Genomic DNA, 19,023 nt, shown 5'->3' with positions numbered 1-19,023 from the left:
CCTGTCATACCGCTGAAATCATAAAGGATGCGGCCCCAGTCAGAAGCAGCAGAACCGCCGAGGCGCCGATCATAGCATCAAACCGATCCAGCACACCGCCGTGACCCGGAATAAGGTTTGAGCTGTCTTTCACATTCATCTTGCGCTTGATTGCACTTTCAGCAATGTCACCCATTTGACCGGCGAAGGCGATCACGGGGGCGAACAAGGCTTCCGTCGGGGTGAAATCGCCCAGACCTGCCCCAAGCAAGCCAATCAACAGTGCACCGACCCAGCCCGCAATCGTGCCGGACCATGTCTTCTTGGGACTGACCTTTGGCCAGAATTTCGGCCCACCAAGCGTGCGGCCCACAAAATAGCCAGCCACGTCGGACATGATGATGATCAGCAAGAACCAGATCAGAACCTTGCCCGGTCCCATCACCACAAAGCCCAAACCGGCCAGCATGATCAGGCTGCAATAACCCAGAAACAACAATTTGTGCCGTTTGATCAATGCGGTGCCCAGCAGCGGTGGAATCAGCAAAAACAGCGTTCTGGACGCGATCAAACCACCTGACCGATCGGCGATATCAACGCCAAGCCCGGTAACGAATATGGCGATGGCCGCCAGAATTCCCAACAGAATATAGACGCGCGGTGTCTCGGGTTGCATCAGGCGCGCGAACTCCCCCACGGACAGCCCGATCACTGTGCCAATCATGATCAGATAGACCGGATTGCCAAGCGCAACGGCTACGATTGCGATGGCTGCCATGGCGATGGCAGAAAGCACGCGCGGTGCCAGATCGGACCATTTCGAAGAAGAATTTGCGGTTGTCATGCGGGGTTTATGGCACTCACACGCGCGGCCCTCAAGCTGTTGATCACGCAGATGTGGGGCAAAGCTATGGCGTGGCGCAATTGTCGCGCCACCGATGGGCCGATCAGGGACCGGTCTGAAGGTTACTCGGCAGCGGTTTCGACCGCACCGAACCGGCGCTCGCGCCCGGCAAAACGGTCGACCACCTCCTCAAAGACCTCGGCTGAGAAATCGGGCCAGAGCGTGTCGATGAACTCATACTCCGCATAGGCGGATTGCCACAGCAGAAAATTCGAAATTCGCGCTTCGCCGGATGTGCGGATTACCAGGTCTGGATCGGGTAAAACGCATGTATCCAAGTAACTTGTAAGCGTTTGCTCATTCACGCTTTCAGGATCCAGCTGACCCGCGGCCACATCCAGCGCCATGCGACGTGTTGCGCGCGCAACCTCGTCCCGGCCACCATAATTCAGGGCGATGGTCAGATGAACACGGTCATTGCCTTCGGTCAGCGTCTCCAGCTCGTGCATCAGAGCGATCAGCTTCTTGTCCAGCCGGTCACGATCACCGATGAAGCGCACCCGCACGCCCTCGGCCAGCAAGGCACGCGCTTCTTTCTGGATATAGCGACGAAACAAGCTCATCAGACCGGCAACCTCGGCCTGAGTCCGCTTCCAGTTCTCGGTCGAGAATGCAAAAATGGTGATGTATTTCACGCCCAGATCCGGGCAGGCTTCGACGATCTCGCGCACCCGTTTGGCACCTGCGTGATGGCCAAAAAGTCGGGGTTTTCCGCGACTTTGCGCCCAGCGGCCATTGCCATCCATGATGATGGCAACATGATCAGGCGACTTATGCGCCTTCTCTGCTTTGTCCGCGGCTTTTCTGCCCATCGACATGCCCAATTCTGTTTATTCGATCAATCTTCGCCCGATTGAGGGTCAGACCTGCATGATCTCTTCTTGTTTTACCTCAAGCGCCTTGTCGACATTACCAACAAATCTGTCTGTCAGGCCTTGCACTTCATCATGCCAGAATTTGTGATCATCTTCACTCATTCCATCATTCTTTGCCTTTTTAAGCTGTTCCATGCCATCACGACGCACATTCCGAATAGAGACGCGCGCGTGTTCTGCATATTGCGCGGCAACACGGCTCAACTCGCGGCGGCGTTCTTCGTTCAACTCGGGGATCGGCAGCATGATGATGGTGCCATTGAGCTGAGGATTGATGCCCAACCCGCTTTCGCGGATCGCCTTCTCAACCGCGTTGACCATGCTTTTGTCCCAGACATTGATGGTCACCATACGCGGTTCCGGCACGTTCACGGTGCCCACCTGGTTGATTGGTGTGCGCTGCCCATAGGCTTCGACCATGATCGGCTCAAGCATCGAGGCCGACGCACGCCCCGTGCGCAGCGACGCGAATTCCGTTCTGAGCGATGCAATCGCACCGTCCATTCGGCGTTCCAGATCACCCATATCCAGTTCAAATTCTTCGTTTGCCATCCTGTGGCTTCCCCTTGTCTTCTTCTCGTCCCTACGTCCGAGCGTCTTCGGCCCGGTATAACGCCACCAGCCATATGATGTATAGGTCCGGTTGACCGGACCCAGCACGGTGTTTCATCGGTTGGCGAAAAATCGCCCCATGCGTCTGCGCCGGTCAGCTGCCAACACGGGTATAGGTGCCCTTGCCCGACAGGATGCCCCGGAACCCACCCGGTTCATCCAGCGAAAATACGATGATAGGCAGGTTGTTGTCACGCGCCAAGGCAATTGCCGACGCATCCATCACCCCCAACCGCTTGGCCAGAACATCGTCATACGAAACTTTATCATAGCGCACGGCATCCGCATTATTGACCGGGTCCTTGTCATAGACCCCATCGACTTTCGTTCCCTTGAAGATCGCCTCGCAAGCCATTTCATTTGCGCGCAAAGTCGCGGCTGTGTCGGTGGTGAAATACGGGTTTCCAGTACCTGCCGCAAAGATGCAGACGCGCCCTTTTTCAAGGTGGCGCACCGCGCGGCGTCGGATATACGGCTCGCACACCTGATCCATCGGAATGGCCGAGATCACACGGGTGTAGACCCCCAGACCTTCCAATGCCGATTGCATTGCCAACGCGTTCATCACCGTGGCGAGCATTCCCATGTAATCCGCCGTCGTCCGCTCCATCCCCTGGGCCGATCCTTGCAGCCCCCGGAAAATATTGCCGCCGCCGATCACCATGCAGATCTCGACGCCCATATCATGGACCGATTTGACCTCTTGCGCGATGCGCTCAACGGTGGGCGGGTTCAGACCGAACCCCTGATCCCCCATCAGCGCTTCGCCGGAAATTTTCAACATGACGCGTTTATAGGTCGGTTGCGGGATATCGACGTCGCTGTCTGACGCGTCTTTGCCCGAAACCCCTGAGGCCTGATCACTCATCGGTTGCCACTTTCTGGTTGTCGTGATTGTTTTGGCGCAAAATGACCGATCAAGGCACATTATTCAATGCGCGATCCGCGTCCCCTGTCAAAAAAGCCCCTTCGGGGCGAGATGTGCACGAGGCCACATGTCCCAGACCCGAATTGACATAAAGTCCATCGCCAAAAGCGTACCGAAAGATCGACCAGTTGTGATCGCTGGCCCAACGGCGTCAGGAAAATCAGCCTTGGCCATGGCCATCGCGGAAGCCTCTGGTGGGGTGATCGTCAATGCCGATGCCCTTCAGGTCTTTGACAATTGGCGGGTGCTGACCGCGCGCCCGTCAATCGCGGACGAGGCTCAAGTGCCGCATCGGCTTTACGGGTATGTTCCGCGCAACTATCCTTTTTCCGCCGGGCATTGGCTGCGCGATGTTGCCCCGATCCTGAAAGGCCCGCTTCGCCCGATCATTGTTGGCGGGACGGGGCTGAACCTGACTGCCCTGACCGAGGGGCTGGCCGACATCCCTTTGACTCCGCCCGAAATCCGCGTCGAAGGCGCACAGCGGATGGCCGAAGGGGGATTGTCCGCCCTTCTGGCCGATCTGGACGCCGAGACACTGGACCGGATCGACCAGCAGAACCCAGCCCGCGTGGCCCGCGCATGGGAGGTTCAACGCACCACCGGGCGCGGCTTGGCCAGTTGGCAAGACAGCACGCCGCCACCGTTATTGCCGCTCGCTGACACCTGCCCTTTCGTGTTTCACACTGACCGGGATTGGTTGCGGGACCGCATCGCGCACCGCTTTGATTTGATGCTTGAACAAGGCGCTTTGGACGAGGCGCGCGCCAACCTTGACGACTGGAACCCCAAAGACCCCAGCGCCAAAGCCATTGGGGCGGTCGAGTTGATCGCGCATCTGAAGGGAGAAATGACGCTGGAAGACGCCCGCAACCATGCCATTGTCGCATCGCAGCAATATGCCAAAAGGCAACGGACATGGTTTCGCAAGCGGATGGGCAACTGGCAGGTGATTCCCCTGCCCTGACCGTGACACACTGCCCGCACGCTGATGGCTGACCGTTATCATTTCTGCATCAATCCGCCGAAAACCCGTCATTTGTCGCCCAAAGCCTGTGGACAAGCTGTGGATAACGCTGTTGCATAAAAAATCTGGGGACAGCGACGTGTTTTTGGGATACCCATGATACGTTGCTCGATATTGCCCGTATTATACGTCTGACGCTGAACCTATGACCAAATCCGATACTTTTTCGTCGCCCTTCCGTGTCCTGCCGCTTGCCCGGTTGGGCAGTGGTGGCAGGTGGCGCACCGAGGCCATGCGATCCTATGGCGCGCCGGTTCTGTTGTGGTTCACCCGCGGTCAGGGCCGGATCACCGTCAACGGTGTGACCGCCGGTTATGGTCCGCATAACTGCTTGTTCCTGCCCGCAGGCACCATGCACGGTTTCGAAATGTCCAATCAGGTGAACGGCACCATCGTGGTCTTTCCGCAAGGCAGCGAAGAGGCGTTGGCCCTGCCGGACGAGGCTGTCCATATGCGTCTGCGCGAAGCGGACAAGCAGATGGTTCTGAACGGTCTTGTCGATGACCTGCAACGCGAGATGGAAAAATACAGCGATACGGCCCACCGCGCCATGATGTGCCATGCGGGCCTGCTGTCTGTGTGGCTGGAGCGCCAACTGGCCGACACCAAGGTCGAGCAATCGGAAATCGGGGCCACAGGGCGTCTGGTGAACGCTTTCGCCGCGCTCGTCGAACAGGAGTTCCACACCGACAAGACGGTGCGCGACTATGCCGCTGAACTGGGCGTCACACCGACCCATCTGAGCCGTGTGTGCAACCGAACCTGTGGGCGCCCCGCCTCGGCCATCCTGCAAGACCGCATCCATTACGAGGCGCGTCGTTTGCTGACCGAAACGCATATCCCGATCAAGGACATCGCCAAATCGCTTGGCTTTGCCTCGGCAGCCTATTTCACTCGCGCATTCCAGAAGCAAACCGGCACCACACCGTCCGCGTTTCGTAAAGGCGGCTAACCCGGCTGACGAATTCGCAACACATGGGTAGTGTCGCCTGAAACACTTGCCAAAAGGTCGCCCTGACGCTGTAACCCGAGTGTTTTTTTCATGAATTACAAACGCGCTTCGACGATCGAGTTGATCCTTCTTTCCGCTGCGGCCTATGCGGCCATTCCGGTCGCCCTTTCGGAAATGGATCCACAGCTCGTTTCAAGTTTCCCGGTCGTCCTGATTGCACTGAAAGTCGCGATTTCATTGCCTGTGGTGGTATCTGCCTGGGGGCGCAGCCGGTTCCTTCTGTCCCTAAAGGACCGGAACATCCTGTCGCTGGCCTCGATACAGGCCTTCTTTTTCATTCTGTCCCTGCTTCTTTTTACGATGTCTCTTGCCTCGCTTGATACGCCGGTGGCCATCGTCATCGCCGAAACATGGCCAATTCCGTCGGCCATCGCGATGGGGTATCTTTTGCGAGATCAACTCAGCCGGTTGAACGGCAGTGATTATCTTTGGGGTAGCATCGCTTGTCTAGGCGTGGTGCTGGTGCTTGACCTTCCCTCAAAGCTGGATGGTGTGGATACGAGCACATGGATCGGCGCCTTGCTTGCTCTGGCCTCGGCTGTGGCCATGGGCTTGTCCGTCGCGTTCAAGGCGCGCGCGGTGAAGTTGATGCGCGACCGTCATCACATCGGTCCTGTCCTGAGTTATTTCCTTTTGCAGTTCTTTTTTCTGCCAGCTTTGCCACTGTTCGCGATCTATTTCGTGTTCCTTTCGGGCAGCAATCCAGAAATTGATGTGCCGATGCCCAGCCTCTGGGCAGCCTTGCCATGGATGATTGTGGTGGTCGGGCTGAACTTTTCGTCCTCGGTTCTGTATTCCTTTGCCACATTAAAATTGAAACGCGCATCCGACGGGTTTGTCTGGTTCTTTACACCCGCCTTTTCCCTTTTGCTGTTCTCGCTCTGGACCGGAGAATCCCTGAAGGGGCACGAGTTGATCGGCCTGACCTTCATCCTGAGTTCAAATCTGCTGCTGACCATCGCCGCCGACACGTCAAGGGCATTCAAGTCGCTTGTTCTGACGGTTTTGGCGGCTGGCTCATGGTGTTACTTCGTGCCTCCTTTTTTCATCGAAAACGAGTTCTATTTCGATGCTCTGAGCATTCTGAGCATCTTTTTCGTCGTCATTCTGGTCGAGGGACTGGGCCAGGTGTCACGCCAGACAGAGGAAGAGGAACGTCTTTTGATCGGGTTGAATCATGCCTTGGCCGACAAGGATACGCATCTGTCCGACGCGTTCCAGAACCTGTGCAGGCGCCAAAGTCCCGTCAGTTTCAAACGCCGCTATCACTTGCTTCGCCGAGCCTTGATCGCAGATGGGTATCGAGAGATTGCGCAAAAGCTTGACCATCTGGCACATGTACGAAATCGCACCCTACGGTTAGGCAGGCATGTCTCGCTGGCGGCCTGTCTTGTGGCCACGGCCGCCATTGGCCTTTTGGCACGCCCCGAAACATGGTTGGCCGAGATGTTCATTACCGTCTACCTGCCATCCATGGTGTTCTCATTTTTCATTCTGATCGAAGGCCAGTTGGATCAGGAACGGTCGCTGTTTCGGCGCCTGACAACGCCCAGCGGCGATCATGTCATTCGGATCATGTCACTTCGGTCGCCGCGCGACAGCGTGATCTGGTCCCTGATCCTAAGCGCCTTCATCATCGTAACCTACGCATACGCCCTCTCTCTTGCCCCGGCATAAACTGGTCAGATCAGGGTCAGGGTTTTCGCTCACCCTATTCGTTGCAAATGAAATGACTTTATGTTAGTTAACATCGAAACAGGAGGACACTCATGAAGATCGAACAGATTCACCACGTCGCCTATCGCTGCAAGGACGCGAAGGAAACCGTTGAATGGTATGGGAAAATGCTGAACATGGACTTCGTTCTGGCGATCGCCGAAGACCATGTGCCATCAACCCATGAGCCCGACCCGTACATGCACGTCTTTCTTGACGCCGGGAACGGCAATGTGCTGGCTTTCTTCGAGCTTCCCACCAAACCCGAGATGGGGCGCGATCCGAACACGCCGATCTGGGTGCAGCACATCGCGTTTAAGGTAAAAGACCGCGACGAACTGATTGAGTTCAAAGAACATCTTGAGAAAGAAGGTGTCGAGGTCCTCGGCGTCACCGATCATTCGATATTCCATTCGATCTATTTCTTTGATCCCAACGGGCACCGCGTCGAACTGGCCTGTCCCGACCCCGAAGAAGAAGCGATGCTGGCCCGGATGGACGAGGTCAAATGGGATATGCTGAACGAATGGTCGCAAACCAAACGCGCGCCAAAACATGCCGAATGGCTGCACAAGAAAGAATTGTCCGGGGTAGAATAAACAAGGCCACCACTCTAATCTGGGCGCGATCCTCACAAGGACGCGTCCAGATGCCCCAATCCCGCTTCGCCCCCCTGCCAAAGCCCCCTTATTACGCGGTGATTTTCACCAATCAACTGGCCAAGGCCGCGCCGGGATACGAGGCAATGGCAGACAAGATTTTCGACCTTGCTCGGACTCAGCAAGGGTTTTTGGGGGCTGAAACCACCCGCGATGCGTCGGGCCATGGGATCACCGTGTCGTATTGGGCAGATGAAGACGCCATTCAGGCGTGGAAACAGGTATCAGATCATTTGATCGCGCAAAAGCTCGGGATCAAAGGCTGGTATGAACGATACAGTTTACGGGTGGCAAAGGTCGAACGCGCCTATTGCGGACCGCATGGCCGTTCTGTCTGAGCGGCTATCCTAACTGCCCAGAATGGCCCGGACATAGCCGCGCGTTTCTTTGTAAGGCGGCACCCCAGAATATTTCAGCACCGCTTCCGGCCCGGCATTATACGCCGCAAGGGCCAATTTCCACGACCGGAACCGATCATATTGCTGGCGCAGATAACGTGCGCCGCCCTCAAGATTCTGGGCGGGGTTATGAGGGTCGACCCCCAACTTGCGCGCGGTGAACGGCATAAGCTGTGCCAGTCCAATAGCACCTGCATGGCTGCGCGCGCGCGGGTTCCAACCGCTTTCCTGTTGCACCAGTCGCAAGAACAGGTCTTGTGGAATGCCGTGGCGCAGCGCGGCGGCTTTCGCCAGCGCCAGATACTCGCCCTTGTATTTTCCGTTAAAGGACGGAATGCCATATGTCGGCACGGCATCTTTGTTGGGGATCAGGCGCGTGCTGGCCGCATATTGCTGGGCCGCGCGCGTATCCAGAACACGGGTCTGCGAGGCAAAAGCCGCCCGACCGCCCGAGCTTGAGAACAGGTTTTCTGCAAAAGCGGCCTCGCCCATCGAGTTGATGCCCGCCACAAGACCCAAAACGGCACCGTATGTCTTCAAAAATTTCTTGCGCGACATGCCTGTCCCCTGAAAATCCTCGGGCGCAATATACGCAACTTCGTCTTTTTGGGGAAGAGGGTGCGGCATTTTGCGAAGATGCGCTCTGACACGCTTGGAAATCCCGCTGTTCTGGACGGGCCAATCTGGCAAGGTCAACGGGATTTCCGTTTTCATCTGCGCCACCACATGGTGTAACGATGGGGTCGAATTACAGAATCGAAAGGACGACGGATGGCGGGTTCGCTTAACAAGGTCATGCTCATCGGCAATCTGGGCGCTGACCCGGAAGTGCGCACATTCCAGAACGGTGGCAAGGTGTGCAACCTGCGTATCGCCACGTCGGAAACCTGGAAAGACAAACAAACGGGCGAGCGGCGCGAGAAAACCGAGTGGCATTCGGTTGCGATCTTCCAGGAAGGTCTGGTGCGCATTTGCGAGCAATATTTGCGCAAAGGGTCGAAAGTTTTCGTCGAAGGCAAACTGCAAACCCGCAAATGGCAAGACCAATCCGGTAACGACCGCTATTCGACCGAGGTGGTGCTGCAAGGATTTGACGGCACATTGACCATGCTTGATGGGCGCGGCGAAGGCGGTGGCCAAGGGGGCGGCAATCAGGGTGATGGCAATCAGGGTGTCTATGGCGGAGGAGATCCCGGCGCCGCGCCTGCGGGCGGCGGGTTCGACGATGAAATCCCGTTCTGATGACATCTGAAAAGACACAAGCAGCCGTCCTTTTTGGGCGGCTGTTTTCCTAGGCCCGTCCGGCCAACGCCTCATCCAGAACCGCGCGCACAACGTCCATATCAACGTCATCGGCCACGAAAGCATCCCCAATGGCGCGGGCAAGGATGAACCGCAGCTTGCCCTGCTCGACCTTCTTGTCCTGCCCCATCAGTGTGATCAAACCGTCTGTGTCCGGCAGATCGCCTGCAATATCGGACAGGTCCTTTTTCATGTCCATCGCCGCCAGATGTTGACGGAATCGCGACGGGCTTTCCTGACTGATCAGCCCCAACCGAGCCGACGTTTCGAACGCCAACACGCACCCGATGGCGACGCCTTCACCATGGAGCAGACGGTCGGAATAACCCGTTGCCGCCTCGAGCGCATGGCCGAACGTGTGACCAAGGTTCAGAAGGGCGCGATCCCCCTGCTCGGTCTCGTCGCGCACCACGATGTCGGCTTTCATCTGGACGGATCGGCGCACGGCCTCTTCACGCAGTTCCATATCGCCCGCGGCCAGTGCCGGGCCGTTGACCTCAAGCCATTCGAAGAACGCGCCGTCGCCCAGCCCGCCATATTTCACGACCTCGCCGTAACCGGCCAGAAAATCGCGCGGGCTCAGCGTCCCCAACGCCTCGATATCGGCCAGAACCAGAGAAGGTTGATGAAAGGCACCGATCAGGTTCTTACCTTGCGGCGCATTTATCCCGGTCTTGCCCCCGACCGAACTGTCGACCTGCGCGAGCAGCGAGGTGGGCAATTGCACAAAGCGCACGCCACGGCGAAGGATTGCGGCAGCAAACCCCACCAGATCACCGATAACGCCGCCACCAAAAGCGATGACAACGTCGTTACGCTCGACCCGTTCATCCAATAACCATTCGACAGTTTGTGTCAGGTAAGGCCAGCTTTTCGTTCCCTCGCCAGGCGGTAATATCAGGGCTTCCGAGTCAATCCCCTCGGCCGACAGACCATCCTGAAGCGTTGCAAGATGCAGCCCCGCGACAGTCTGTTCCGTCACGATCCAGACCCTTGGCCGGTTCAGCAGAGGCGCAATCTCTACACCCGCCCGCGACAACAGCCCGGGTCCGATCCGCACGTCATAAGCGCGATCACCAAGTGGCACATGAACCGTGGTCATATCAGGTCTCCTCAAGCACATCGGGGCGTGTCAGCAACGCCGCCACCACCGCATTTGCCATATCTGCAATCGTAAAATCGCGCTGTGCCTCTACCGACAGATCGGCCTGAGCATAGACGGGAACACGGGTGTCATAGATTTCAGTCAAGGTCACCTTGGGATTTGCAGTGCGCAACAGGGGGCGGGTGTCCTTGTGTTTGACCCGTGACCATAGCAAATCAAGATCGGCGTTCAGCCACACCGCCACACCCCGCTCCGAGATCATGTTCCGATTCTGCTCGGACATGAATGCGCCACCACCCGTGGACAGCACCGCGCGTTCCGTGTCCAGAAGGCGGCCAATCACCTCTGATTCGCGCTTGCGAAAGAATTCTTCGCCATCCCGTTCGAAAATCTCTGCGATCGACATGTTGGCAGCCCGCACGATTTCTTCGTCACTGTCCAGAAACGGCACATGCAGACGGTTGGCCACCGCCTGTCCGACCGCGGTCTTGCCCGCACCCATCATGCCAACCATGACGATGGATTTCTTCAACTTGAATGGCAAAACGGCGCCCACTTGCCCAAATTCGGATTTCTTTCCTGAATGGCGTGATCTTACAGAAAATGCCATATATAAAATCAGACAAAACACCACTTGAGGCAGAAAATGGGTGGAACGACATGCTGATCCGTTTGATCAAGCTTATATTCTTCTTGGCAATCGTTGGCTTTATCGGGCTGACCGGTTTCGCGTTCTTTGGCGACATGGCACCAAGGACCGCACCGCAAAGCAGTACTGTGACGCTGAATGGTGGCTGAGCGGCGACGGGACGGACAATCAGGACGCGCCGCTTACCTGAGCGGCGCGCTGTTGTGTGTTCTAAGCAGTTTGGCGTCCCCTACTACGGCACAGACTCCGCAAGGGGCTGGTCCCTTGTCTGCCATCGACTGGCTTTCAGACAGTATCGCGCTGCCGCCCCCGTCATCCGAGAGCGCTATCCTGCCCCCGGCATTGGATGAACCGGCCACAAGCACCGGAGCCTCTGTCGCCGAGGTGACAATGGCACTGTTGGAAACGCCGGTTTTAGATGCGGTCGGATTGTTACCCGGTGTGGTGACAGGGTTGCCGCGTGACCTTTGGGGTCTGTCACGCCCCGATGATCTTGCACGCCGCATTGCGGCGCTTGATCTGGATTTACAGCCGGCGATGCAAAGCCTGCTTCAAAAGCTGATGCTGGCCGAACTTGATCCTCCCAAAGGGGCCAGCGCGGGCGAAGATCGCCTGTTTCTGGCTCGGGTCGACCGGCTGTTGTCGCTGGGTGCACTGGACCAGGCCGAGGCATTGCTGTCCCGTTCCGGTTCGGTGAATCCCCGCGTTTTTCGTCGTGCCTTCGATACCGCGCTTCTGCTGGGCAACGAAGACTTGCAATGCACAACACTGCGCGCCACGCCCGAGCTTAGTCCCACCTATCCAGCACGGGTTTTCTGTCTTGCACGAAGCGGCGATTGGGATGCCGCTGTGCTGACCTTGGAAACTGGACGGGCGCTGGGATATATCAGTGATGAAGAGGATGCTCTGCTCGCGCGGTTTCTTGACCCGGACCTGTTTGAAGGTGAACCCGACCTGCCCCGACCTGATCACCCCTCGCCCCTGACATTCCGCATGTTCGAAGCCATTGGGCTGCATATCAACACCGCATCCCTGCCGCTGGCCTTCGCGCAATCCGACTTGCGCGCAAATATCGGCTGGAAGGCTCGGGCCGAGGCGGGTGAACGATTGGCCCGTGTGGGTGCCGTCACCGAAAACCAGCTATTGGGGCTGTATTCCGAACGCAAGCCCGCAGCGTCCGGCGGCATCTGGGACCGGATGAGCGCGGTGAAGCGCGTCGAAACCGCCCTGGCCGCACAGGATGACGACAAAACGGCGCGCGCGGTTCTGAACCTGTGGCCACACCTGGAAGAAAGCGGTCTGGAAGTCCCCTTTGCGCAGCTGCTCGGCCCCGATCTTGCCACGCGTAATCTGCCGGGAAATGCGGGGGACATTGCGCTGCGACTCGGGCTTCTGTCGGCGCAATATGAACAGGTGGCCGAGGCCGCACAACCAAGCCCAGGCGACGCGCTTGCCCCGATTCTTTTGGGGATCGCCCGCGGTCAAACCGCTGACCTGTCGCCGATTGACGATCGCACCCGCGCGGTGTTGGAGGGGTTCTCGGCCACCGCCCTGCCGGTCCGCCTGCGCTCGCTCGTCGAACAGGATCGACTGGGCGAAGCCATCTTGCGCGCGATCGAGCTGTTCACTGCGGGCAGCAATGGCGATCTGGATGAGCTGACCGATGCGCTGGCCTTTTTCCGACAAGTGGGGCTGGAACAGGTTGCCCGTCAGGCCGCGCTTGAATTCCTGATCCTTGAGAGGCGCGGATGAACGCCGACCACGCCCGCTGGATTTCGACCTTTCTGGACGCACAGGCGGCCGAACTTGACGCGTCCGAGAACACGCTTTTGGCCTATGGGCGCGACCTGAAAGGGTTTGCCGAATTTGCGGACGACAGGGGGATGGGCTTTGCCGACATTGCCCGCGCCGATATCGAGGCTTTCATGGTGGATTGCGACACGATGGGACTGGCCCAATCCACCCGCGCCCGTCGCCTGTCTGCCATCAAGCAATTATATCGGTTTGCCTACGAAGAAGGCTGGCGCAAAGACAACCCGGCAATCAAGATCCGGGGGCCGGGACGGTCGAAATCCCTGCCGAAGATCCTGAGCGAAGATCAGGTTGACGCGCTATTGACCACCGCGCGCGATTACGGTCGCAGCCCGATGGACAAGCAACGGAACACCTGCCTGATGGAATTGATCTATGCGACCGGTATGCGGGTCAGCGAGCTTGTCTCGCTGCCCGTCGCTGCCGCGCGGGGCGAACCACATATGCTGCTGGTCAGGGGCAAGGGTGGCAAGGAACGCATGGTGCCGCTGTCCGCCCCGTCCCGCGATGCGCTGGCCGTCTGGCTTGCGACCCGCGATCAGGCCGAGGAGGAGGCGCGCGCAAAAACCGGCGCGAAGCCGTCGCCATTTTTGTTTCCGTCTGGTGGAAAAAGCGGCCATCTGACCCGGCATCGTTTCTATGGGCTGATCAAAGAAATTGCCGTGGCCGCCGGCGTCGCGCCCTCGGCGGTAACGCCCCATCGCCTGCGCCATGCCTTCGCCACGCATCTGCTGGCCCATGGCGCTGACCTGCGCTCGATCCAAACCCTTCTGGGCCATGCCGACATCTCCACCACCGAGATCTATACCCATGTGTTGGAAGAACGTCTGAAAGACCTTGTTCTGACCCATCACCCGCTATCGGACCCCGACTGACGCGTTATTGCGCTATACATTCGCGGGCGGACAGGCTATCAGCCCGCTTTCGCATCCAATACCGCAGGGCCACAGCACATCATCGCCCATCTTGCCCTGCCCAACAGAACAGAATTGATCGCCCGTGAAACAGCTTATCTCTGACGCGCTTGCCGAGCGCGGATATGACACACTGACACCGGTCCAGACCGCCGTGTCCGACCCCGCGCTGGAAGGCGCGGACCTGCTGGTGTCGGCACAAACCGGATCGGGAAAAACCGTAGGCTTCGGCCTGTCCATCGCACCGGTTCTGTTGGGAGAGGACGATCAGTTCGGACCGGCCGCAAGCCCGCTGGGTCTGGTGATCGCCCCGACGCGCGAACTGGCCATGCAGGTCAAACGCGAGCTGAACTGGCTGTTTGCCAAGACCGGAGCGGTTGTGGCGTCCTGCGTGGGCGGGATGGATATGCGCGATGAACGTCGCGCCTTGGCCCGTGGCGCGCATATCGTCGTCGCCACGCCGGGGCGTTTGCGCGACCACGTCATGCGCGGCTCGATTGATCTGTCAGCATTATGCAGTGTGGTGCTGGACGAGGCAGACGAAATGCTCGATCTGGGTTTCCGCGAAGATCTTGAGTTCATTCTGGACGAAACCCCCGAAGATCGCCAAACCCTGCTGTTCTCCGCAACCGTGCCGAAAAGCATCGCGACCCTTGCCGCGCGTTATCAGAAAGACGCGCAACGTGTAACCACCGTGGCCGAGAAAAGTCAGCACAGCGATATTGAATATCGCGCCATGGCCGTGGCCCCCCGTGATGGTGAAAACGCGATCATCAACGTGCTGCGCTTCTTTGAAGCTCCCAATGCCATCATCTTCTGCAACACCCGTGCGATGGTCAGCAGGTTGGCCACCCGCCTGTCGAACCGTGGCTTTTCCGTCGTGGCTCTGTCTGGTGAGTTGACCCAGAACGAACGGTCAAACGCGCTGCAATCCATGCGCGACGGTCGGGCACGGATCTGTGTGGCAACCGACGTGGCGGCGCGCGGCATCGACCTGCCGAAGCTGGATCTGGTGATTCACGCCGAACTGCCCAACAACCACGAAACCCTCCTGCACCGGTCGGGCCGCACCGGGCGTGCCGGGCGCAAAGGGGTCAGCACGCTGATTGTGCCGCCCGCATCGCGCAAAAAGGCCGAACGCCTCTTGCGCTTTGCCAAGCTGACCGCAGACTGGGGCCCTGCCCCTTCCGCACAAGAGGTTCATGCCGAAGATCAAAAGCGCATTCTGGAAGATGAGGTCTGGACGCAGGAGCCGACCGCGAACGAGGCCGCCTTGGCCGAAGAGCTGGTGGCGAAATTCACCCCCGCTCAATTGGCCACAGCCTATCTTCAGCTTTACCACACGGCCCATGCCGCCCCGGAAGAGCTGTCAGCGACCAACGCCAAACCTGAAGAGCGCAAGCCGTTTGGGCCAAGCGTCTGGTTCACCCTTGCCAAAGGGCGGGAACAGGGGGCCGATCCGCGCCACTTGCTGCCGATGCTGTGCAAGGCGGGCAATATCACCCGCAACGACATCGGGGCCATTCGCATTCAGGACGATAAATCCTATTTCGAGGTGAAGGAGGCTCAGGTCGACGGGTTCCTTTCCACCCTCGGCGCAGGCATGACGATCGAAACATTTGCCGTCGAACGTTTGGACACCCACCCGGATCTTGGGCGCACCGGCAAACCTGCGCCGCGTGGCAAGCCACGCAAGTTTGACAAGGCGGACCCGAAGCCGCACCGCAAAGGGCCGGTCAAGACTGCCGCGCCGTCCGAACGCAAATCCAACCCCAAGCACAAGTGGAAAGACGACAAGGACGCAGATCGTCCGGTCAAACCCTATGCCAAGTCGAAGGACGAGGATCGGAAACCCCGCAAGGCACCCAAACCTGATGGCGACAAGCCCAAGGGTAAACGCCCGACCGACGGTAAAAAAGGGCCACCCCCGCCGAAAGGTAAAGCGTCCAGCAAGAAAAACAGGGCCCGTGCTGCCGCCAAGGCGATCGCAAAAGCCAAGGGTGGTGACAGCGCACCGAAACGGCGGCAAAGCTGACGAAGAACCGCGCCCCTAGGCGAGCGGGGTCTGGCCTTGTGGGGTGTAAAGCGCTGAGGCGCGCGTCTCGAACGCCGCGACGATCCGGTGCATCGCTTCGTTGAACACAAGCCCGATCACCTTTTGCAAAATCGCGCTCTTGAATTCGAAGTCCACGAAAAACTCTACCTCACACCCATCCGGATGCGGATGAAATATCCAATGGGATTTCAAATATTTGAAGGGGCCGTCCAAATATTCTGTGTCGATCCGTTGCCCTTCTTTGTCCAACCAGACCCGGCTGGCAAAACGTTCGCGAAACACCTTGAAACTGATCACCAGATCGGCGTCCATCAGGTCGCGCCCATCCGGCTGAGGCGTGATACGACGCACACGCGCGGCGGAATTCCATGGCAGAAACTCGGGATATCGACCCACATCTGCCACCAGATCATACATCTGCTCGGCCGTATATGGCAGGACGCGTTTTTCACCATGTGTCGGCATGACGACGTTTTCCCTTCTCACTTGCCCGCACATGTCCTAGGAATACGACCGGAAATCAAGGGGGAAGACATGGCACAGCGACCATATGTCATCGACACGATGATCTCGGCCAAGCAGATTGCGGCACGGGTTGAAGAGCTGGCGCAGGAGATCCAAGACGAGTTCAAGGGCACCGACAAGCTGGTGGTCGTGGGGCTGCTGCGCGGATCCTTTGTCTTCATCGCCGATGTTGTCCGGGAATTGGATCTGCCGGTCGAAGTCGATTTTCTGGAGGCTTCGTCCTACGGAGATTCGACTGAAAGCAGCCGTGAAGTGCGCATTCTCAAAGACTTACGCGGCGAGATTTCGGGGCGTGACGTGCTGGTGGTCGAGGATATTGTCGATACTGGCTTCACCCTGAAACATGTCGTTGGACTGTTGAAGGCCAAATCCCCGCGCAAACTGAAGACCATCGCGCTGTTGGACAAACCCTCCCGCCGCGAGGTCGACATCTGCGCCGACTGGATCGGGTTTGACATCCCGGACGAATTCGTGGTGGGCTATGGCATCGACTTCGCACAGCGCGACCGCAATCTGCCGCATATCGGCAAGGTGCGGTTTCTGGATGAAGACTGAACCATGAACCCACGTTGGTTCATGCGCATGTCAAGATGGGCGCGCAACCCACCATCAGCCAAACGGGTAAAGCTGATCTTGGCTGTGGTCGCAATCAGTTTGCTGATTGTAGCAATTGAAAAGATGTTCGGAATGCCGGATTGGATGCAGATTGAACGCGTCCGCTTCAAACCTTAATTCTGTTTTCAATCAACTTCTTGCAAGCTGCTCCTCACGCGCGGTGCGCAGCCGCGCGAAGTCATCACCCGCGTGGTAGGATGATCGCGTCAGCGGGGTCGAAGACACCATCAGGAACCCCTTGCCGTAAGCCGCGGTTTCGTAATCCTTGAACTCATCGGGATGCACGAACCGCTCTACCGCGTGGTGTTTCGGGGTCGGTTGCAGATACTGCCCGATGGTCAGGAAATCAATACTCGCCGCGCGCATATCGTCCATCACCTGCAACACGCCCTGCCGATCTTCGCCAAGCCCCACCATGATGCCGGATTTGGTGAACATCGACGGATCAAGCTCTTTCACCCGCTGCAACAGGCGCAGCGAATGGAAATACCGCGCACCGGGACGCACCTGCGGATAAAGACCGGGCACGGTTTCAAGGTTGTGGTTGAACACGTCCGGCCGCGCCTCGACCACGGTTTCCAGAACGGTCGGGTCGCATTTCAGGAAATCCGGGGTCAGAATCTCGATCGTCGTGTCGGGCGACTGGTGACGAATGGCGCGGATGGTCTGGGCGAAATGGTCTGCCCCACCGTCCTTCAAATCGTCCCGGTCCACCGACGTGATCACGACGTGATTCAGCCCCAGCTTTTTCACCGCATGGGCCACGCGGCCCGGCTCAAACGCGTCCAGTTCGTCGGGTCGTCCCGTAGCGACGTTGCAGAAGGTGCAGCCGCGCGTGCAGATATCGCCCATGATCATCATGGTGGCGTGGCCCTGGCTCCAGCATTCGCCCGCATTGGGGCAAGCGGCTTCCTCGCACACCGTGGACAGCTTGTTTTCGCGCATGATCCGGTGCGTTTCGGCATAGCCTTTGCCGCCGGGCGCTTTCACACGGATCCAGCTGGGCTTTTTCGGCTGTGCATTGTCCGGGCGATGCGCCTTTTCAGGGTGGCGGCTTTCCGGGATTTTCAGGTCACGCATGGCATTCCTCCGCGCCAAAGTCGGCTGTGTGACATATAACGTTATCCTGCTGACGAGTCACCTTGAAAGCCGCATGGCTGACATGATCCTGGCGCATACCAAGCGCCGCGCCGAATGCATGGCAGTGGTCATCTGTGACCCAATGCTGCACTTGCAAAATCTTCGTTGAGCCCCATCTGGAATCGTTCTAACAACATCACCGACCCAACCCGCGCGATTCCCCGGGCGGGCGACAAGAAAAGGATTTTGACATGCAAACCGGCGTTCGCGTTCCCAACATCACCTTCCGCACCCGTGTCCGTGACGACAGCATCGAAGGCCCCAACCCCTTCCGTTGGCAGGACATGACTTCGGACGATTACTTCAAAGGCAAGCGCGTCGTCCTGTTCTCGCTGCCCGGCGCGTTCACGCCCACCTGTTCGACCTACCAACTGCCCGGCTTTGAAAAAGGTGCCGAAGATTTCCGCGCACAAGGCATCGACGAGATCTATTGCATGTCCGTCAATGACAGCTTCGTCATGAACGCCTGGGCCCGCAACCAGGAGCTTGAGAACGTCAAGGTCATCCCCGACGGTTCGGGCGAGTTCACCCGCGGCATGGGCATGCTGGTCAACAAGGACAACCTTGGCTTCGGTGCCCGCTCGTGGCGCTATGCCGCGATCATCAATGACGGCGTGGTCGAAGCATGGTTCGAAGAACCCGGCCGCTGCGACAACCACGGCGAAGACCCCTACGGCGAAAGCGCGCCAGAAAACGTGCTGGCTTGGCTGAAAGAGGCGGCCGAGAAAGTTGCGTAAGGCAAATCGAAAATGCCAATTGGGCCGCTGATCTCAGCGGCTCAATTTTTTGAACGTG

The 19,023-nt window shown here is 58.3% G+C and carries 22 protein-coding genes; 13 read left to right on the top strand and 9 right to left on the bottom strand.

Features of this window, described 5'->3' with window-relative positions; translation table 11 throughout:
* Positions 1-4: 4 nt before the first annotated feature.
* The 4 genes from BMY55_RS09005 to pyrH all read right to left on the bottom strand — a co-directional run bounded on the left by BMY55_RS09005 (position 5) and on the right by pyrH (position 3,238).
* The gene (locus tag BMY55_RS09005) at positions 5-823 is read right to left on the bottom strand and encodes a phosphatidate cytidylyltransferase (RefSeq protein WP_091430036.1); all 819 of its coding nucleotides are present in this window, start codon (positions 821-823) and stop codon (positions 5-7) included.
* Positions 824-945: 122 nt separating this feature from the next.
* Positions 946-1,695, bottom strand: a complete 750-nt coding sequence (locus BMY55_RS09000; RefSeq protein ID WP_091432242.1) for an isoprenyl transferase — start codon at positions 1,693-1,695, stop codon at positions 946-948.
* 48 nt (positions 1,696-1,743) lie between these two features.
* Positions 1,744-2,310 (bottom strand): ribosome recycling factor, encoded by a 567-nt coding sequence (frr, locus tag BMY55_RS08995; RefSeq protein ID WP_091430034.1) that lies wholly within the window; start codon positions 2,308-2,310, stop codon positions 1,744-1,746.
* Between the two features lie 154 nt (positions 2,311-2,464).
* The gene (gene pyrH, locus BMY55_RS08990) at positions 2,465-3,238 is read right to left on the bottom strand and encodes a UMP kinase (protein ID WP_091432240.1); all 774 of its coding nucleotides are present in this window, start codon (positions 3,236-3,238) and stop codon (positions 2,465-2,467) included.
* Positions 3,239-3,365: 127 nt separating this feature from the next.
* On the opposite strand from pyrH, the gene miaA reads away from it, so the two are divergent.
* The 5 genes from miaA (at position 3,366) to BMY55_RS08965 (ending at position 8,050) form a co-directional block, all read left to right on the top strand.
* A complete protein-coding gene (gene miaA, locus BMY55_RS08985; protein WP_091430032.1) occupies positions 3,366-4,265 on the top strand; it encodes a tRNA (adenosine(37)-N6)-dimethylallyltransferase MiaA in 900 nt (299 codons plus the stop codon).
* Positions 4,266-4,470: 205 nt separating this feature from the next.
* The gene (locus tag BMY55_RS08980) at positions 4,471-5,277 is read left to right on the top strand and encodes an AraC family transcriptional regulator (RefSeq protein WP_091430030.1); all 807 of its coding nucleotides are present in this window, start codon (positions 4,471-4,473) and stop codon (positions 5,275-5,277) included.
* Positions 5,278-5,367: 90 nt separating this feature from the next.
* Positions 5,368-7,014 (top strand): hypothetical protein, encoded by a 1,647-nt coding sequence (locus tag BMY55_RS08975; RefSeq protein WP_091430028.1) that lies wholly within the window; start codon positions 5,368-5,370, stop codon positions 7,012-7,014.
* A 92-nt stretch (positions 7,015-7,106) separates the two neighbouring features.
* Positions 7,107-7,652 (top strand): VOC family protein, encoded by a 546-nt coding sequence (locus tag BMY55_RS08970; RefSeq protein ID WP_091430026.1) that lies wholly within the window; start codon positions 7,107-7,109, stop codon positions 7,650-7,652.
* Between the two features lie 50 nt (positions 7,653-7,702).
* On the top strand, positions 7,703-8,050 hold the full coding sequence (locus BMY55_RS08965; protein WP_091430024.1) for an antibiotic biosynthesis monooxygenase family protein: 348 nt from the start codon (positions 7,703-7,705) through the stop codon (positions 8,048-8,050).
* A 9-nt stretch (positions 8,051-8,059) separates the two neighbouring features.
* Here the strand turns inward: BMY55_RS08965 and BMY55_RS08960 are convergent, their stop codons facing one another.
* A complete protein-coding gene (locus BMY55_RS08960) occupies positions 8,060-8,668 on the bottom strand; it encodes a lytic transglycosylase domain-containing protein (protein ID WP_407639023.1) in 609 nt (202 codons plus the stop codon).
* 213 nt (positions 8,669-8,881) lie between these two features.
* Here BMY55_RS08960 and ssb point away from each other — a divergent pair, with 213 nt between their 5' ends.
* Positions 8,882-9,352, top strand: a complete 471-nt coding sequence (gene ssb, locus BMY55_RS08955) for a single-stranded DNA-binding protein (RefSeq protein ID WP_091430022.1) — start codon at positions 8,882-8,884, stop codon at positions 9,350-9,352.
* A 49-nt stretch (positions 9,353-9,401) separates the two neighbouring features.
* Here ssb and aroB read toward each other — a convergent pair whose 3' ends face one another.
* Both aroB and BMY55_RS08945 read right to left on the bottom strand, forming a co-directional pair.
* Complete coding sequence (gene aroB, locus BMY55_RS08950) at positions 9,402-10,514, bottom strand: 3-dehydroquinate synthase (RefSeq protein WP_091430020.1); 1,113 nt, start codon at positions 10,512-10,514, stop codon at positions 9,402-9,404.
* 1 nt (position 10,515) lies between these two features.
* Positions 10,516-11,031 (bottom strand): shikimate kinase, encoded by a 516-nt coding sequence (locus BMY55_RS08945; protein WP_245744767.1) that lies wholly within the window; start codon positions 11,029-11,031, stop codon positions 10,516-10,518.
* Positions 11,032-11,054: 23 nt separating this feature from the next.
* Between BMY55_RS08945 and BMY55_RS16775 the strand changes: the two genes are divergently transcribed.
* The 4 genes from BMY55_RS16775 to BMY55_RS08930 all read left to right on the top strand — a co-directional run bounded on the left by BMY55_RS16775 (position 11,055) and on the right by BMY55_RS08930 (position 15,927).
* On the top strand, positions 11,055-11,315 hold the full coding sequence (locus BMY55_RS16775) for a hypothetical protein (RefSeq protein ID WP_177179251.1): 261 nt from the start codon (positions 11,055-11,057) through the stop codon (positions 11,313-11,315).
* Positions 11,316-11,430: 115 nt separating this feature from the next.
* Complete coding sequence (locus BMY55_RS08940; RefSeq protein WP_245744698.1) at positions 11,431-12,918, top strand: hypothetical protein; 1,488 nt, start codon at positions 11,431-11,433, stop codon at positions 12,916-12,918.
* A complete protein-coding gene (locus BMY55_RS08935) occupies positions 12,915-13,853 on the top strand; it encodes a site-specific tyrosine recombinase XerD (protein WP_091430017.1) in 939 nt (312 codons plus the stop codon). Before BMY55_RS08940 ends, BMY55_RS08935 begins: the two co-directional genes overlap by 4 nt.
* 124 nt (positions 13,854-13,977) lie before the next feature.
* Positions 13,978-15,927, top strand: coding sequence for a DEAD/DEAH box helicase (locus tag BMY55_RS08930; RefSeq protein ID WP_091430015.1), 1,950 nt, complete (start codon positions 13,978-13,980; stop codon positions 15,925-15,927).
* A gap of 15 nt (positions 15,928-15,942) precedes the next feature.
* On the opposite strand, the gene BMY55_RS08925 is transcribed toward BMY55_RS08930, so the two are convergent.
* Positions 15,943-16,413, bottom strand: coding sequence for a type II toxin-antitoxin system RatA family toxin (locus BMY55_RS08925; RefSeq protein ID WP_091430013.1), 471 nt, complete (start codon positions 16,411-16,413; stop codon positions 15,943-15,945).
* Positions 16,414-16,482: 69 nt separating this feature from the next.
* Here BMY55_RS08925 and hpt point away from each other — a divergent pair, with 69 nt between their 5' ends.
* The gene (hpt, locus tag BMY55_RS08920) at positions 16,483-17,028 is read left to right on the top strand and encodes a hypoxanthine phosphoribosyltransferase (RefSeq protein WP_091430012.1); all 546 of its coding nucleotides are present in this window, start codon (positions 16,483-16,485) and stop codon (positions 17,026-17,028) included.
* A gap of 189 nt (positions 17,029-17,217) precedes the next feature.
* On the opposite strand, the gene lipA is transcribed toward hpt, so the two are convergent.
* Entirely contained in the window at positions 17,218-18,168 is a 951-nt protein-coding gene (lipA, locus tag BMY55_RS08915) for a lipoyl synthase (RefSeq protein WP_091430010.1), read from the bottom strand.
* On the opposite strand from lipA, the gene BMY55_RS16925 reads away from it, so the two are divergent.
* Entirely contained in the window at positions 18,167-18,337 is a 171-nt protein-coding gene (locus BMY55_RS16925) for a hypothetical protein (RefSeq protein ID WP_177179317.1), read from the top strand. The two genes, lipA and BMY55_RS16925, sit on opposite strands and share 2 nt — an antisense overlap.
* Positions 18,338-18,419: 82 nt before the next feature.
* Positions 18,420-18,965: a peroxiredoxin gene (locus BMY55_RS08910; RefSeq protein ID WP_091430008.1), complete on the top strand. Its 546-nt coding sequence runs from the start codon at positions 18,420-18,422 to the stop codon at positions 18,963-18,965.
* The last annotated feature ends 58 nt before the right edge of the window (positions 18,966-19,023 follow it).

Origin of the sequence: Aliiroseovarius sediminilitoris (assembly GCF_900109955.1) — a bacterium.
Classification (GTDB): domain Bacteria; phylum Pseudomonadota; class Alphaproteobacteria; order Rhodobacterales; family Rhodobacteraceae; genus Aliiroseovarius; species Aliiroseovarius sediminilitoris.
The sequence above is the reverse complement of the archived record's forward strand: the minus strand, read 5'-3'. Positions and strand labels throughout refer to the sequence as shown.